Annotated in this window: 10 protein-coding genes and 1 pseudogene; 8 read left to right on the top strand and 3 right to left on the bottom strand. The window is 73.2% G+C overall.

The annotated features are described in order from the left end of the window. Positions 1-89: 89 nt before the first annotated feature. Positions 90-638: a type 1 glutamine amidotransferase domain-containing protein gene (locus tag IEY93_RS10700; protein ID WP_189162844.1), complete on the bottom strand. Its 549-nt coding sequence runs from the start codon at positions 636-638 to the stop codon at positions 90-92. A gap of 80 nt (positions 639-718) precedes the next feature. After that, positions 719-1,627 (bottom strand): Sco1979 family transcriptional regulator, encoded by a 909-nt coding sequence (locus IEY93_RS10695; protein ID WP_189162843.1) that lies wholly within the window; start codon positions 1,625-1,627, stop codon positions 719-721. A gap of 265 nt (positions 1,628-1,892) precedes the next feature. Between IEY93_RS10695 and IEY93_RS10690 the strand changes: the two genes are divergently transcribed. After that, a complete protein-coding gene (locus tag IEY93_RS10690) occupies positions 1,893-2,402 on the top strand; it encodes an ATP-binding protein (protein ID WP_189162842.1) in 510 nt (169 codons plus the stop codon). A gap of 261 nt (positions 2,403-2,663) precedes the next feature. On the opposite strand, the gene IEY93_RS10685 is transcribed toward IEY93_RS10690, so the two are convergent. Next, on the bottom strand, positions 2,664-5,831 hold the full coding sequence (locus IEY93_RS10685) for a helix-turn-helix transcriptional regulator (protein ID WP_189162841.1): 3,168 nt from the start codon (positions 5,829-5,831) through the stop codon (positions 2,664-2,666). Positions 5,832-6,068: 237 nt separating this feature from the next. Between IEY93_RS10685 and dnaK the strand changes: the two genes are divergently transcribed. The 7 genes and pseudogenes from dnaK to clpP form a co-directional block, all read left to right on the top strand. Then, a complete protein-coding gene (dnaK, locus tag IEY93_RS10680; protein WP_189162840.1) occupies positions 6,069-7,982 on the top strand; it encodes a molecular chaperone DnaK in 1,914 nt (637 codons plus the stop codon). A gap of 204 nt (positions 7,983-8,186) precedes the next feature. Next, positions 8,187-8,900: a nucleotide exchange factor GrpE gene (locus IEY93_RS10675; RefSeq protein ID WP_189162839.1), complete on the top strand. Its 714-nt coding sequence runs from the start codon at positions 8,187-8,189 to the stop codon at positions 8,898-8,900. Beyond that, complete coding sequence (locus IEY93_RS39330) at positions 8,900-9,880, top strand: DnaJ C-terminal domain-containing protein (RefSeq protein WP_189162838.1); 981 nt, start codon at positions 8,900-8,902, stop codon at positions 9,878-9,880. The genes IEY93_RS10675 and IEY93_RS39330 overlap by 1 nt, the downstream gene beginning before the upstream one ends. After that, on the top strand, positions 9,877-10,212 hold the full coding sequence (locus IEY93_RS10665) for a chaperone modulator CbpM (RefSeq protein WP_229691031.1): 336 nt from the start codon (positions 9,877-9,879) through the stop codon (positions 10,210-10,212). Before IEY93_RS39330 ends, IEY93_RS10665 begins: the two co-directional genes overlap by 4 nt. Further along, complete coding sequence (clpB, locus tag IEY93_RS10660) at positions 10,194-12,878, top strand: ATP-dependent chaperone ClpB (RefSeq protein WP_189162837.1); 2,685 nt, start codon at positions 10,194-10,196, stop codon at positions 12,876-12,878. The genes IEY93_RS10665 and clpB overlap by 19 nt, the downstream gene beginning before the upstream one ends. 250 nt (positions 12,879-13,128) lie before the next feature. After that, positions 13,129-13,731 (top strand): ATP-dependent Clp protease proteolytic subunit, encoded by a 603-nt coding sequence (locus IEY93_RS10655; protein ID WP_189162950.1) that lies wholly within the window; start codon positions 13,129-13,131, stop codon positions 13,729-13,731. A 35-nt stretch (positions 13,732-13,766) separates the two neighbouring features. Next, positions 13,767-13,917, top strand: a pseudogene (clpP, locus tag IEY93_RS37995) (ATP-dependent Clp protease proteolytic subunit); the annotation flags it as partial.

The raw sequence follows: 13,917 nt of genomic DNA, 5'->3' as shown, positions 1-13,917 counted from the left end.
GGCAGAGACCGATATCGCGTACAACGAGATGGCCGGATTCGGCGTGGGCCGTCGCGAGCCGGCCTGGCCCGCGACGGCCCGCGACATGGTCAGGAGCCGCCGAATGCGTCGATCGTGGCCTGGCAGAACGCCTTGAGGTCGTCCGGCTTGCGGCTGGTGATCAGGGTGTTCGGCCCGTTGGTGCACACCACGACCTCCTGGTCGACCCAGGACGCGCCCGCGTTGTGCAGGTCGGTCTTGATGCTCGGCCACGACGTCATCGCGCGGTCGCCCACGACGCCCGCCTCGACCAGGGTCCACGGCGCGTGGCAGATGGCCGCCACCGGCTTGCCCGCGTCGAAGAACCCGCGCGCGAAGCGCACGGCGTTCTCGTGCATCCGCAGGTTGTCCGGGTTGGCGAGGCCGCCGGGCAGGACCAGCCCGTCGAAGTCGTCCACGCCGACCTCGTCCACGGTCGCGTCGATGTCGAACGCGTCAGCCTTGTCGAGGTGGTTGTAGGCCTGGGCCTTGCCGTGCTGGGTGGAGATCAGGCGCGGAGTGCCGCCGGCCTGTTCCACGGCCCGCCAGGGCTCGGTCAGCTCGATCTGCTCGATGCCCTCGGGGGCCACCAGAAAGGCGATCGTCTTGCCTTGGAGCATGATGCCTCCTCTGATCTGCGTTTACCTTCTGATAGCCCGTGCCCGGCATTCGGCCGGATATACCCGCGAAGCGCCAGGGCTCACAGCTCCTTGCGCAGGGCCTCCAGGAAGCGCCGGGATTCGGCGACGTTGGCGGCCTCCACGCACAGGCGGTCCATGACCTTCATGTACGGGTCGGTCTCTTCGCGCTTGTCCAGATAAAGGGCGCTGGTGAGCTGCTCCATGTACACGACGTCGGGCAGGTCGCGCTCGGTGAAGCGCAGGATGGTGAACGGCCCACCGGCCGCCGCGTGCCCGCCCTGGCCGAACGGCACCACCTGGAGGGTGATGGCCGGCAGCTCGGTGAGCTCCAGGAGCCGCTCCACCTGGGCGCGCATGACGTTCCTGCCGCCGAGCGGGCGCCGCAGCGCCGCCTCGTCCACCAGGGCCCACAGCCTCGGGCCGTCGGGTCCGATGATGCGCTGCTGCCGTGCCATGCGCAGTGCGACGCGCCGGTCGATCTCCCCGGCCGGGGCCTCGGAGTGGCCGAGCATGATCACGGCGCGGGCGTAGTCCTCGGTCTGGGTGAGACCCGGCACGAACTGGATCTCGTAGGTGCGGATGACCGAGGCGGCCTCCTCCAGGCCGACGTACAGCTCGAACCAGTTCGGCAGCAGGTCGCTGTACTTCTGCCACCAGCCGGGGGCGTTGGCCTGCTGGGCCAGCTTGAGGAACGTCTCGCGCTCCTCGGGGGTGACCACCCCGTAGAGGGTGAGCAGGTCGGCGATGTCGCGCGTCTTGAAGCCGACGCGTCCGAGCTCCAACCGGCTGATCTTGGCGTGCGAGGCACGGATGGCGTCGCCCGCCGCCTCGCGCGTGATGCCCTTTTCGGTGCGCAGCCGGCGGAGGTGCGCGCCGAGGAGGATGCGCAGGGCCGTCGGGCCGCCTCGCGAGTACGCGAGGATATGTCCATCAGGTGCTTCGTCGTCTTGTCCGAGGGCCGAGATCATGCGAGCTCCCTGGAGCCACGGATGAATGAGCAGCCGACAGTGTCTCATCCCTGAGTCATGCTCGTACACCGGGCGAAAGGGGTCGGAGGTTTTCGACCGTCGCTTTCGTCAAAAACGGTCATTGGTGGTCATAAGTCCGACTTTCTTGAGAAAAGTGGGATTTGCACGTGCATCCGTACTTGCATCGGAACGTGTCGTGAAGAAAGATTGACTTGCCCCGTCATGTCAGGGCCGTCTGACCGGCCGCGACACAGTGAGGACCTCGATGACCGCACACCAGGTAGGCCGGCAGTCCGTAGTCCGGGGTGAGGCTCCCTGGTGGCTGCTGCCCGCAGTCGAGGGAGACTCCTGGGAGCCCTTCGGCGCCGAACTGGGCGGGCTCGGTCACAGCGGCGCGACCGTAAAGGTCGCGCGGGACTTCACCGTCGCCACGCTGAACAACTGGGGCCTGGACGAGCTGGCGTACGAGATCCGCGTGGTGGTCTCCGAGCTGGTGACCAACGCCATGCGGCACGCGGGGGAGCCCACCCGGCTCCGGCTGCTGCATCGCGCCTCCCATCTCGTCTGCGCCGTCTACGACCCGCATGACCTGCCGCCCGTGATCACCCGGGCCGACCACTTCGCCGAGAGCGGCCGTGGCCTGCACCTGGTGGAGAGCCTGAGCTGCTCGTGGGGCTGGCGGGTGAACCAAGGCCACGGCAAGCTCGTCTGGGCCGCCTTCACCGCTCCCTTCGCCACCCCTCTGGCCTACCACCAGACCCGCGCCTCCGCCTGAAGCCCGCCTCCGTGCGGCCCGCGTCCCCGGTCACCCCTGCGTCCCCGGTGACCCCTATTGAAACGCACCGGCCCCCCGGCGGGCACCCGAATCCCCGGCCGCCTGACGGCCTTCTCCCGGGCGATCCCGCGCCGGGCACGCCGGCACGCCCTCACTGAGCACCGGAAACGGCAATCATCGGAGGGGTGGGCCGGCGGGCGCCTCGTGCAGACGTCCTTGCACGGCGTTCCGGCCTCAAGGTCGGCGTGCCCCGGTGGGCGTTCACATCCCTGGACGGTCCGATGTGTCTCGGCGGCCGTCGGGCGGGGTGGCGTCGTGACGGCGTTCCAGGACGAGCCGGGTGAGCTCCACGCGTGAGCCGATGCCCAGCTTGCGGAAGGTCTGGCGAAGGTGGAAGGCCACCGTGTGCGCGCTGAGGAACATCTGCCCGGCGACCTGGCGGTTGGTCAGCCCCTGGGCGACGAGCAGCGAGACCGTCCGCTCGGTGTCGGTCAGGCTGGCCCAGCCGCACGCCGGCCGGTCGGCGGTCGCCCAGTGCCGGTGCCGCACCCCGAGCCGGCGCAGCCTGTGGCGTATCCGGCCGGCGTCCCGGGCCGCCCCGCAGCGCTCGTAGCCGGCCAGCGCCTCCTCCAGCGCCCGTACGCATGCCCGGTGGCCGTCGTCCCCGGCCGCAGGCGCCTGCCCGAGGTCCTCGGCGGCGGACGCGCGCGCCCAGGGGTCGCTGCCACGCGCGGCGACGAGGCCCAGCGCGGCGGCGTCCCCGTCCAGCAGTCCGCGCGCGTGCACGGCCGCCGCCCGAGATGCGGGCGACTCGGGGACGAGCCTCGCGAGGTCCTCGGCGGCGGCGGCCACCAGCTCGGCGGTGCGGCGGTCCCCGGCCGTCAGGGCCAGGCGCAGGAGCCATGGCGCGGCGCCGGGCTCACCGGCCAGGACGGCCCGCGCCCGTGCGCCGCCCTCGCGCAGTGCGGCGTACAGCGGGGCGGCCTGGGCCATGGCCGCGTGCGGGCCGGCCGCCGCCTCGGTCACCTGGACCGCCACCAGCGCGGCCCGTACGGACGCGGAGGTGGGGCGCCGGGGTGACCGGCCCGGCGGATCCTCCGGCGCGCCGGGACCGCACGGGGAGTCCGCGGCGAGGGCGGTCTCGGCGTGCCGGGCGGCCGAGCGGATGTCGCCGCGGCGCAGGGCGGCGGTCGCCAGCACGGACGCGGCGTCCGGGACGAACAGCCGGGCGCCGGTGGCCTCGGCGAGGTCGAGCGCGGCCTGTGCGTGCCCCGTCGCCTCCGCGAGCCGTCCGCAGGCCAGCTCGGCCCGCGCGGTCAGCACGGCGGGGGCGGGCGCCCACGCGAGGTGGCCGAGCGCCTCGATCTCCTCCGCGGCCTCGCGCAGTACGGCCCGCGCCTCGTCCGGTCGCCCGGCGTCGAGCAGCGTCGCGGCCAGCGCGAGCCGGGGCCGCGCACTGCGCCCGGCCGGTGCCCGGTGTACGGACTCCCAGGCCCGCCGCAGCCCCTCGTCCGGCCGCCCGCCGCTCCAGGCGACCGCCCCGAGCACCGCCAGCGCCGCGCTCACCGCGACCTCGCCGTACCCGGCGCCGAGCCCATCGAACTGCCGGACGACGGCCGTCCCGGCGCCCGCGCCGGGGTGTGTTCCGGTGTCGTGCTCGTCGCGGTGTCCGGTGTTCGTCCGGCCTTGCGGCTCGCCGCTCGCCGGTCCGCTGTGCCGTCCGGCGTCCGTTTCGCCGCGCGGCCGGGCGTCCGAGGCGATGCCGCAGGTGCGCAGTACGTGGTGGGCCTCGCGTTCGGCTGCTTCGTGGTCGGGAAGGGCCGCCAGGGCGTACAGCAGGGCCTCGGTGGCACGGTCGCGCAACGGCACGGACGACCCGGGTGACGACTCCCGCGAGTCGGGCCGGTACGGCGGCGAGGGCGGGCCGGGGCGGTGGGGCGGGGGCGGTGTGCCGGGCTCGCGCAGCGCGCCGCGCGCCGCGGTGACCGCCTCGGCGGCGCGTCCGCGCAGCAGCAGGACGCCGGAGAGCGCGCAGTGCAGCTCGGCGAGGAGAGGGGCGGGCAGTGAGTGGGGGCGTGCCGAGCGCGCCAGCCGTTCGGCCTCGGCGAGCCGGCCGGCCCGCGTGGTGGCCTCGACCGCGGTGAGCAGTCGCGCGGGCCGTCCCGGGTCGGCGGGGTCGCTCAGCTCGACGGCGAGGACGGCGAGGTCGGCGGCGGCGTCCGGCGTGGTGGCGAGGACCTCGGTGATGGCGTGGTCGAGGTCGGCCAGGGTGCGGGTGTCGCCGGGCCGGGTGCCCTCGATCAGGTGCCCGGCGGCGCGCGCGGGGGCGCCGCCCCGGCCGAGCAGGATGCGGCCGATCTGATGGTGCAGCGCGTGCCGCATCGGCGGCGGCAGTTCGGCGACCACGGCCCGCCAGACCAGCTCGTGCCGGAACTCCAGGGTGTCGTCGGTGGCCGTCACCAGCCCGGCGTCCAGTGCCTCCTCGACGGCGGGCAGCAGCGCCGCGGGGGTCGTGCCGACCAGCTCGGCGGCGTCCTCGGGGGAGAACCGCCTGCCGAGCACCGCGGACACCTCGACGAGCTGCCGCGCCTCCCGGCTGAGCGCGCAAAGGCGCGAGCGCACCAGGGCCCGCACCCGTCGCGGCGGCTCCGGCGGGCGGGTGAGCCCGGCCCGGCCGCCGTGGATCTCGACCGCGCCCTCCTCGCGCAGCCCGTTGAGCAGCTCCACCAGCAGGAACGGGTTCCCGCCCGCGCCCGCCGCGCCGGCCAGCAGGTCGGGCCTCGGCACCGCGCCCAGCACGTCGGCGGCCACCGCGGCCACCGCCTCCTCGGCCAGGGGGCGCAGCGGCAACCGGACCGCGCCCTGCCGCTCCAGGCTGCGGAACAGGTGGTCGCTGCCCTCGGCGGCCCACGTCCGGGACGGCGAGCCGCCGCCGGTCCCGGCCTGCCGCCGGGCCGGCCACCCCGCACCGGAAGCGGTCCGGCAGGTGTACCCGGCCGGGGTGACCGACCGGGACAGCAGCCACACCGCCCGGGACGCGCCGAGCCGCGCGTGCAGGGTGCGCAGCGCGGCCAGGGTGGCGGCGTCGGCGCACTGCAGGTCGTCCAGGCCCACCAGCACCGGGTGGTCCGCCGTGCCGCGGCTCAACCGGGCGCGCAGCCGGCGCAGCGCCCGCGCCCGGGGGTCCGCGGCCTCGGGCCGTGCGTCACCGCCGGGCGTCTCGTCCCGCTCGGGGTGCGTCGCGGCGCCGGTCGCCCCGGCGACGGCCAGCAGGAAACCCTGCCTGGCGGCCTGTGCGGCGGCCTCGGCGAGCAGCAGGCTCTTGCCCGCCCCCGGCTCGCCTTCGATCAGGAGCGTGCCGCCGCCCCCGTGCTCGGCCGCGCGCAGCAGCCGGTTGACGATGTGCCACTCGGGCTCGCGTCCGCGCATCACTCCCCCGCGACGCCCCGCGCCTCACCCTGCTCTACCAGCGCTTTTCCTCTTTTCACGGTACACAAGGGGCCTGGACGTGATTCCGGGGCGTCCCCTCCAAGGACCCGTCCCGAACTAGCCGGATTGAGGATGTGGACCGCCGCCGGGCTGGAAAGGGTCGGTTGTGTGGGCGTGCACGCTGCGCATCGGCGCGTCAGCGTGCACGCCGCCAGCCCGCGACTCCGGGAGGCGGAAATGGCCAAGGCAGTCGGCATCGACCTCGGGACGACCAACTCCGTCATCGCCACCACCGAGGACGGCCAGCCGGTAGTCATCCCGAACGCCGAAGGGCAGCGGACCACCCCGTCGGCGGTCGCCTTCACCGACACCGGGGAGCGGCTCGTCGGGCAGCTCGCGCGGCGGCAGGCCATCCTCAACCCCAAAGGCACGCTCTACTCCGTGAAGCGGTTCATCGGCCGCCGGTACGACGAGGTGCAGAGCGAGATCAACGCCGTGTCGTTCGACGTGGTGCCCGGCCCGGACGACGCCGTGCGCTTCAAGGTCAGGGACAAGCTGTACGCGCCGGAGGAGATCTCCGCCCTGGTGCTGCGCAAGCTGGTCGCGGACGCCGCGAAGTTCCTCGGCGAGAAGATCACCGAGGCGGTGATCACCGTGCCGGCCTACTTCAACGACGCACAGCGGCACGCCACCCGGGACGCGGGACGCATCGCGGGCCTCGAGGTCATGCGGATCATCAACGAGCCGACCGCCGCCGCCCTCGCCTATGGCCTGGACAAGAAGGGCAGCGAGACGGTGATGGTGTTCGACCTCGGTGGCGGCACCTTCGACGTGAGCATCCTGGACATCGGCGAGGGCGTCATCGAGGTCAGGTCCACCTCCGGTGACACCCACCTGGGCGGCGACGACTTCGACCGCCGGATCGTCGACCACCTGGCCGAGGAGTTCCAGAACCAGACCGGCATCGACCTGCGGCGCGACCCGCAGGCCCTGCAGCGGCTGTTCGAGGCCGCCGAGAAGGCCAAGGTCGAGCTGTCGTCGGTGACCCAGACGACGGTCAGCCTCCCGTTCATCACCGCCGACGCCAACGGGCCCAAGCACCTGAACACCACGCTGATGCGCTCCACGTTCGACGAGATCACCAGGGACCTGGTGGAGCGGACGATGGAGCCGGTGCGGCGCGCCATGGAGGACGCCAAGCTGTCGGCCGACGACCTGGACGAGGTCATCCTGGTCGGCGGTTCCACGCGCATCCCGGCCGTGCAGAGCCTGGTGCGCCGCCTGACCGGCGGCAAGGAGCCCAACATGACGGTCAACCCCGACGAGGTGGTGGCCGACGGGGCGGCGGTCCAGGCCGGTGTGCTCAAGGGCGAGGTCAGGGACGTACTGCTGCTGGACGTCACGCCGCTGTCGCTGGGCATCGAGACCCTGGGCGGGGTGATGACCAAGGTGCTGGAGCGCAACACCACCATCCCGGCCCGCCGCACCGAGACCTTCAGCACGGCCGAGGACGAGCAGAGCGCCGTGGACGTGGTGGTGCTGCAGGGGGAGCGGGAGCGGGCGGCGGACAACCGTGCCCTCGGCCGGTTCCGGCTGGAGAACATCCGCCCGGCGCCGCGCGGCGTGCCGCAGATCGAGGTGACCTTCGACGTGGACGCCAACGGCATCCTGAACGTCACCGCCAAGGACAAGGAGACCCAGGCCGAGCAGCGCATCACGATCAGCGAGAGCTCCAACCTGGACAAGAGCGAGATCGAGCGCATGGTGCAGGACGCCGAGCGGCACCGCGCCGAGGACGTCAGGGTGCGCGAGACGATCGACCTGCGCAACGAGCTGGACGCGGTCGCCTACCAGGCCGAACGCCGGCTCGGCGAGCTGGGCGAGGCGGTGCCGGTGCACGAGAAGGCCCGGGCCGAGCAGCTCGTCGGCGACGCGCGGCGGGCGGTCCGGGAGGAGGCCCCGGTCGAGCGCCTGCGCGATCTGATCGCGGAGCTGCAGCAGGTCTACCACGGCCTGGCCGGCGTGTCGGCGCGGCAGGAGCCGGCGGGCGCGGAACCGGGCGCCGGGCCGTCCGCCACCCAGGGGGCCGGGCAGGGCCGCAAGGCGGGCGGTGAGGACGTCATCGACGCGGAGTTCACCACCTCGGACTGAACGGTGTCCGCCCTGGCGGCACCGGACGGGACCCCGGTACGCGGAACGAGGCCGCAACCCAGGTCGGCGGAACCCGACGTGGGCCGGCAGGTGGCCGCGGGGACGCGGTCCGGCGGTCCGGCGGTCCGGCGGCACGGACGCCGGGCCGGCCGGGGGAGCCGGGCCGCCACCGGGGTCCGGGGCGGATCGAACGGGAGGAGGGACATGGTCGAGGAACGCGGCACACCATCGGCCGGGCCCGCCGACGGGTCGTACGGGCCGCAGGCCGACGACGCGGTGCAGGACATGGAGGTGAAGCTCGCCGAGCTGGAGGACCGCTGGCTGCGGTCCGCGGCCGAGCTGGACAACCTGCGCAAGCGCGTCGCGCGGGACGCCGAGCGCATCCGCGCCGACGAGCGGGCGCGAACGGTGCGGGAGGTGCTGCCGGTCGTCGACAACCTGGACCTCGCCCTGCGGCACGCCGACGCCGAGGCGGGCAGTGTGGTCGAGGGGGTGCGCGCGGTGCGGGACCAGGCGGTTTCCACGCTGGCCCGGCTGGGGTTCCCCCGGCACGAGGAGCTCGGCGTGCCGTTCGACCCGGTCCACCACGAGGCGGTGGGCACGGTGGCCGACCCGGAGCTCCCGGCGGGCACCGTGGCCGGGGTGGTGCGGCCGGGGTACGGCGACGCCGACCACCAGCTCCGCCCGGCGGCGGTGATCGTCGCCATGACCCCGGAACAGGCGCCGGTGGAGCCGGTCGAACGGGTCGAGCAGGCCGACCTCGGCGAGCTGACCGAGCAGGCCGATCTGGGCGAGCAGGCCGAACGGGTCGAGCAAGCGGATCTGGGCGAGTTGACCGAGCAGGCCGAACGGCAGGCCGAGGAGGCGGAGCCGGCCGAGCAGGACGAGCGAGGTGCGCCTCCCGGATCGGCGCGGTGATGGCCGGGCGGGACTTCTACCAGGTGCTGGGGGTGCCGAGGACGGCCGGCCAGGACGAGATCCAGCGCGCCTACCGCAAGCTCGCCCGCGCCTACCACCCGGACGTGAACAAGGACCCCGGCGCCGAGGAGAGGTTCAAGGACGTCTCCGAGGCCTACGACGTGCTGTCCGACCCGGCCAAACGCCGCAGGTACGACGCGTTCGGCGCCGACTGGCGCTCGGTCCCCGAGGACGTGGACCCCGAGGCCTGGCGCAGGGCCCGCGCGGGCGCCGGAGCCGGCCGGCCGGCCGGTGGCTTCCCCTGGGAGCACGCCGGAGCCGGGGCCGCGGGGGAGGGGCGGGGCTTCCGCTTCACCTCGGAGCAGGCAGGTGCGGACATCGACCTGGAGGAGTTGCTGGGCGGCATGTTCGGCGGCGGCCGGGGCCGGCGGCGCCGGGGCGCGGTCCCCGGGGCCGACCAGGAGGCCGAGATCACCCTCGACGTCGGCGAGGCGTACCACGGCGGGCGCCGCCCGATCACCATCCAGGGGGCCGGCGGGACGCGCACGTTGCAGGTGACGATCCCCGCCGGGGTCACCGAGGGGCAGCGCGTCCGGCTCGCCGGCCAGGGCGGCCACGGCACCGACGGCGGCCGGCCCGGCGACCTGTACCTGATCGTCCGTATCGTGGACCCCCGCTACCAGGTCGACGGGCGCGACGTCCACGTCCCGCTGCCGCTGACGCCCTCGGAGGCCGCGCTCGGCGCGACCGTCCCGATCGACACCCCCGGCGGCGAGGCGAAGGTCAAGGTGCCGCCGGGCACCTCCTCCGGCCGCCGGCTACGGCTGCGCGGGCGCGGCCTGCCCGACCCGAAGGGAACACCGGGCGACCTGTACGCCGAGGCGCGGGTCATGGTGCCGCGCACGCTGACCGACGCCGAGCGCGAGGCGTTCGAACGCCTGGCGGCGGTGTCCCACTTCAACCCGAGGGAGCGCGCGTGAGGGGAGACCGGGTGACGACGGCGCTGATCCGGGTGCCGGGCATCGCGCTGGAGGAGTTCGCGCGGGCGGGCGGCCTGCACCCCGACCACGTGCGCAGGCTGGTCGCCCTCGGCCTGCTGGAGCCGCTGGACCGCCACGACGAGGACCTGCGCTTCCCGCCCTCGCAGCTCGCCGTGCTCGGCCGCATCGAACGCCTGCACGAGGGCCTGTCCATCAACTACGCCGCGCTCGGCGTGGTGCTGGACCTGCTCGACCGCATCGCGGAGCTGGAGTCGGCTCTGCGCCGCTACTCGCGACCGACGGGAGTGCCGCCGTGGACCCGAACCGACTGACCCAGAGATCGCAGGAAGCCCTGCACGACGCGCAGACCAAGGCGATCCGCCACGGGCACACCGAGGTGGACGGCGAGCACCTGCTGCTGTCCCTGCTCGGCCAGTCCGAGGGGCTGGTCCCGCGGCTGCTGTCGGCCGCGGGCGGCGACCCGGACAAGCTGGTGCTGGAGCTGGAGTCCGAGCTGGGGCGCAGGCCCAGGGTCACCGGCCCCGGCGCGGCCCCCGGCGAGGTGTACGTCACCCGCCGCCTGTCGAGCCTGTTCGACCGGGCCGACCAGGAGGCCAGGCGGCTGAAGGACGAGTACGTCTCGGTCGAGCACCTGCTGCTCGCGCTGCTGGAGGAGGGGGTGGAGAGCGCGGCGGGGCGGCTGCTGCAGGGGCACGGCATGACTCGCGAGCGGCTGCTGGACGCGCTGACCCGCATCCGCGGCCACCAGCGGGTGACCTCCGCGCACCCGGAGGTGGCCTACGAGGCGCTGGAGAAGTACGGCATGGACCTGGTCGCCGCGGCCAGGGCCGGCAAGCTGGACCCGGTGATCGGCCGGGACGCCGAGATCCGCCGGGTCGTGCAGATCCTCTCCCGCAAGACCAAGAACAACCCCGTGCTCATCGGGGACCCGGGGGTCGGCAAGACCGCGATCGTCGAGGGGCTGGCCCAGCGCATCACCCGGGGTGACGTCCCCGAGGGGCTCAAGGACCGGACGATCTTCAGTCTGGACATGGGCGCGCTGATCGCGGGCGCGAAGTACCGCGGCGAGTTCGAGGAGCGGCTGAAGGCCGTGCTCACCGAGGTCAAGGCGTCCGAGGGGCGCATCCTACTGTTCGTCGACGAGCTGCACAACGTCGTCGGCGCCGGGGCCACCGAGGGCGCGATGGACGCCGGCAACATGCTCAAGCCGATGCTGGCCCGCGGCGAGCTGCACCTGATCGGCGCGACCACCGTCGTGGAGTACCGCAAGCACATCGAGAAGGACGCCGCTCTGGAGCGGCGCTTCCAGCCGGTGGTCGTGGACGAGCCGTCCGTCGAGGACGCCGTGTCGATCCTGCGCGGCCTGCGCGAGCGCCTGGAGGTGTTCCACGGGGTGAAGATCCAGGACGCGGCGATCGTCGCGGCCGTCGTGCTCGGCCACCGCTACATCGCAGACCGCTTCCTGCCCGACAAGGCGATCGACCTGGTGGACGAGGCGTGCGCGATGCTGCGTACCGAGATCGACTCGATGCCCGCCGAGCTGGACGAGCTGACCCGCCGGGTGATGCGGCTGGAGATCGAGGAGGCCGCGCTGGCCAAGGAGGGCGACCCGGCGAGCGTCCAGCGCCTGGAAGCCCTACGCAGGGACCTGGCCGACCTGCGCGCCGAGGCCGACGCCACGCGGGCGCAGTGGGAGGCCGAACGGCACGCGCTGCGCAAGGTGCAGCACCTGCGCCGAGAGCTGGAGGAGGTGCGGCGCGAGGCCGAGCTGGCCGAGCGGCGGTACGACCTCGACCGGGCCGCCGAGCTGACGCACGGCCGGCTGCCGGAGCTGGAGCGCAGGCTGCGCGCGGCCGAGGAGCAACTGGAGGCCAAGCAGGGCGAGCACCGGCTGCTGCGCGAGGTGGTGACCGAGGACGAGATCGCCGGCATCGTCTCCCGCTGGACCGGCATCCCGGTGCGGCGGCTGAAGGAGGGCGAGCGGGAGAAGCTGCTGCGGCTGGACGAGATCCTGCACGAGCGGGTCATCGGCCAGGACGAGGCGGTACGGGTGGTCGCCGACGCGATCATCCGCGCCCGCTCCGGCATCAAGGACCCGCGGCGGCCGATCGGCTCGTTCATCTTCCTCGGCCCGACCGGCGTCGGGAAGACCGAGCTGGCCAAGGCGCTGGCGCAGGCGCTGTTCGACACCGAGGAGAACATCGTCCGGGTCGACATGAGCGAGTACCAGGAGCGGCACACCGTCAGCCGGCTCGTCGGCGCCCCGCCCGGCTACGTCGGCTACGAGGAGGGCGGGCAGCTCACCGAGGCCGTGCGGCGCAAGCCGTACTCGGTGGTGCTGTTCGACGAGATGGAGAAGGCGCACGCGGACGTGTTCAACACCCTGCTCCAGGTGCTCGACGACGGGCGGCTGACCGACGCCCAGGGCCGCACCGTCGACTTCCGCAACACCGTGATCATCATGACGTCCAACATCGGGTCGCAGTACCTGATGGAGGGCGTGACCGCGCGGGGCGAGATCGAGCCGCGGGCGCGCGAGCTGGTCATGGGCGAGCTGCGCGCGCACTTCCGGCCGGAGTTCCTCAACCGGGTGGACGACACGGTGCTGTTCAAGCCGCTGACCGAGCCGGAGATCGAGCAGATCGTCGCGCTGATGTTCGACGACCTCAGGGCGCGGCTGGCCGACCGGCTGATGACGTTGGAGGTCACCGGGGCGGCGCTGCGGTCCATCGCCGAGCAGGGCTTCGACCCGGTGTACGGCGCCCGGCCGCTGCGCAGGTTCATCGCCCGCGAGGTCGAGACCCGGGTGGCGCGGGCCCTGGTCGCCGGGGACGTGCGCGACGGCGCGGTCATCCGGGTGGACGCGCCGGGGGACCGGATCGCCGTCACCTACGACAATCCCGGCCCTTCGCCCGAGTCGTCCGCTCCCTCCTCCGGCGCCCCGGCCGGCGAGCGGATCGAGGGATGGGGGAGATGACGGGCGACGGCGGAATTCGTCCAGAGCGAAATATCGGCCGGAATGATTCGCCGGGAGCGTAGCGAACGGGTGTCGCGGACGCCCACAGTGAAAAGTCTGTCGAACGGGAAGCGGGAGCTGGCACCGTTGGGTTCGTGAATTCCGCCGCGTCCGCCGCGGCGGGTGGACGACCTATTACGGGAGCAGGTGGCGAACGATGAACCCGGCATTTTCCCCGGCGAGCCCCTTCGACTTCTCCGCGCCGCACGTCATGCGGGCCAAGCCCGTCGAGGTGCCCCAGCAGCAGCCGGTGGACGCCCTGGAGCAGCGGCTGCTGCGGGAGCGCATCATCTTCCTCGGCAAGGAGGTCGACGACGAGATAGCCAACCGCATCTGCGGCGAGCTGCTGCTGCTGTCCGCCGAGGACGCCGACCGCGATATCTTCCTTTACATCAATTCCCCGGGCGGTTCCGTATCCGCCGGCATGGCCATTTACGACATCATGCAATTTGTCCCAAATGATGTGGCAACCGTCGCGATCGGCCTCGCCGCGTCGATGGGGCAGTTCCTGCTGTGCGCCGGCACCTCGGGCAAGCGGTACGCGCTGCCGCACACCCGGGTCATGATGCACCAGCCCTCCGGCGGCATCGGCGGCACCGCCTCCGACATCAAGATCCAGGCCGAGCAGATGATCTACACCAAGAAGCTGCTCGCCGAGCGCATCGCCTTCCACACCGGCCAGACGGTCGAGCAGGTCGAGCGCGACTCCGACCACGACCGGTGGTTCACCGCCGCCGAGGCCCGCGACTACGGCTTCGTCGACCAGGTGGTGGGCAGCGCCTCGCTGGTCGCCTCCGCCGGCCCGGTGTCCTGACCTCAACCACCACCGAAGACGAGGAAGGGAGCACCATGCCGCACCGCCCCGCCGCGCCCCCGATCAGCGCGCGCTACGTCGTGCCGTCCTTCACCGAGCGCACGACCTACGGCGTCAAGGAGATGAGCCCGTACAACAAGCTGTTCGAGGACCGCATCATCTTCCTCGGCGTGCAGATCGACGACA

The sequence above is a fragment of the Sphaerisporangium melleum genome (assembly GCF_014646695.1).
GTDB classification, from domain to species: Bacteria; Actinomycetota; Actinomycetes; order Streptosporangiales; family Streptosporangiaceae; genus Sphaerisporangium; species Sphaerisporangium melleum.
This window is presented reverse-complemented; position numbering and strand designations above follow the sequence as displayed.

Excerpts from the sequence above, each read along its gene's own strand:
- IEY93_RS10700 (WP_189162844.1), bottom strand. The coding sequence starts at position 638 with ATGCTCCAAGGCAAGACGATCGCCTTTCTGGTGGCCCCCGAGGGCATC.
- IEY93_RS39330 (WP_189162838.1), top strand. The coding sequence starts at position 8,900 with ATGGCCGGGCGGGACTTCTACCAGGTGCTGGGGGTGCCGAGGACGGCC.
- dnaK (WP_189162840.1), top strand. The coding sequence starts at position 6,069 with ATGGCCAAGGCAGTCGGCATCGACCTCGGGACGACCAACTCCGTCATC.
- IEY93_RS10695 (WP_189162843.1), bottom strand. The coding sequence starts at position 1,627 with ATGATCTCGGCCCTCGGACAAGACGACGAAGCACCTGATGGACATATC.
- IEY93_RS10690 (WP_189162842.1), top strand. The coding sequence starts at position 1,893 with ATGACCGCACACCAGGTAGGCCGGCAGTCCGTAGTCCGGGGTGAGGCT.
- IEY93_RS10685 (WP_189162841.1), bottom strand. The coding sequence starts at position 5,831 with ATGCGCGGACGCGAGCCCGAGTGGCACATCGTCAACCGGCTGCTGCGC.
- IEY93_RS10655 (WP_189162950.1), top strand. The coding sequence starts at position 13,129 with ATGCGGGCCAAGCCCGTCGAGGTGCCCCAGCAGCAGCCGGTGGACGCC.
- IEY93_RS10675 (WP_189162839.1), top strand. The coding sequence starts at position 8,187 with ATGGTCGAGGAACGCGGCACACCATCGGCCGGGCCCGCCGACGGGTCG.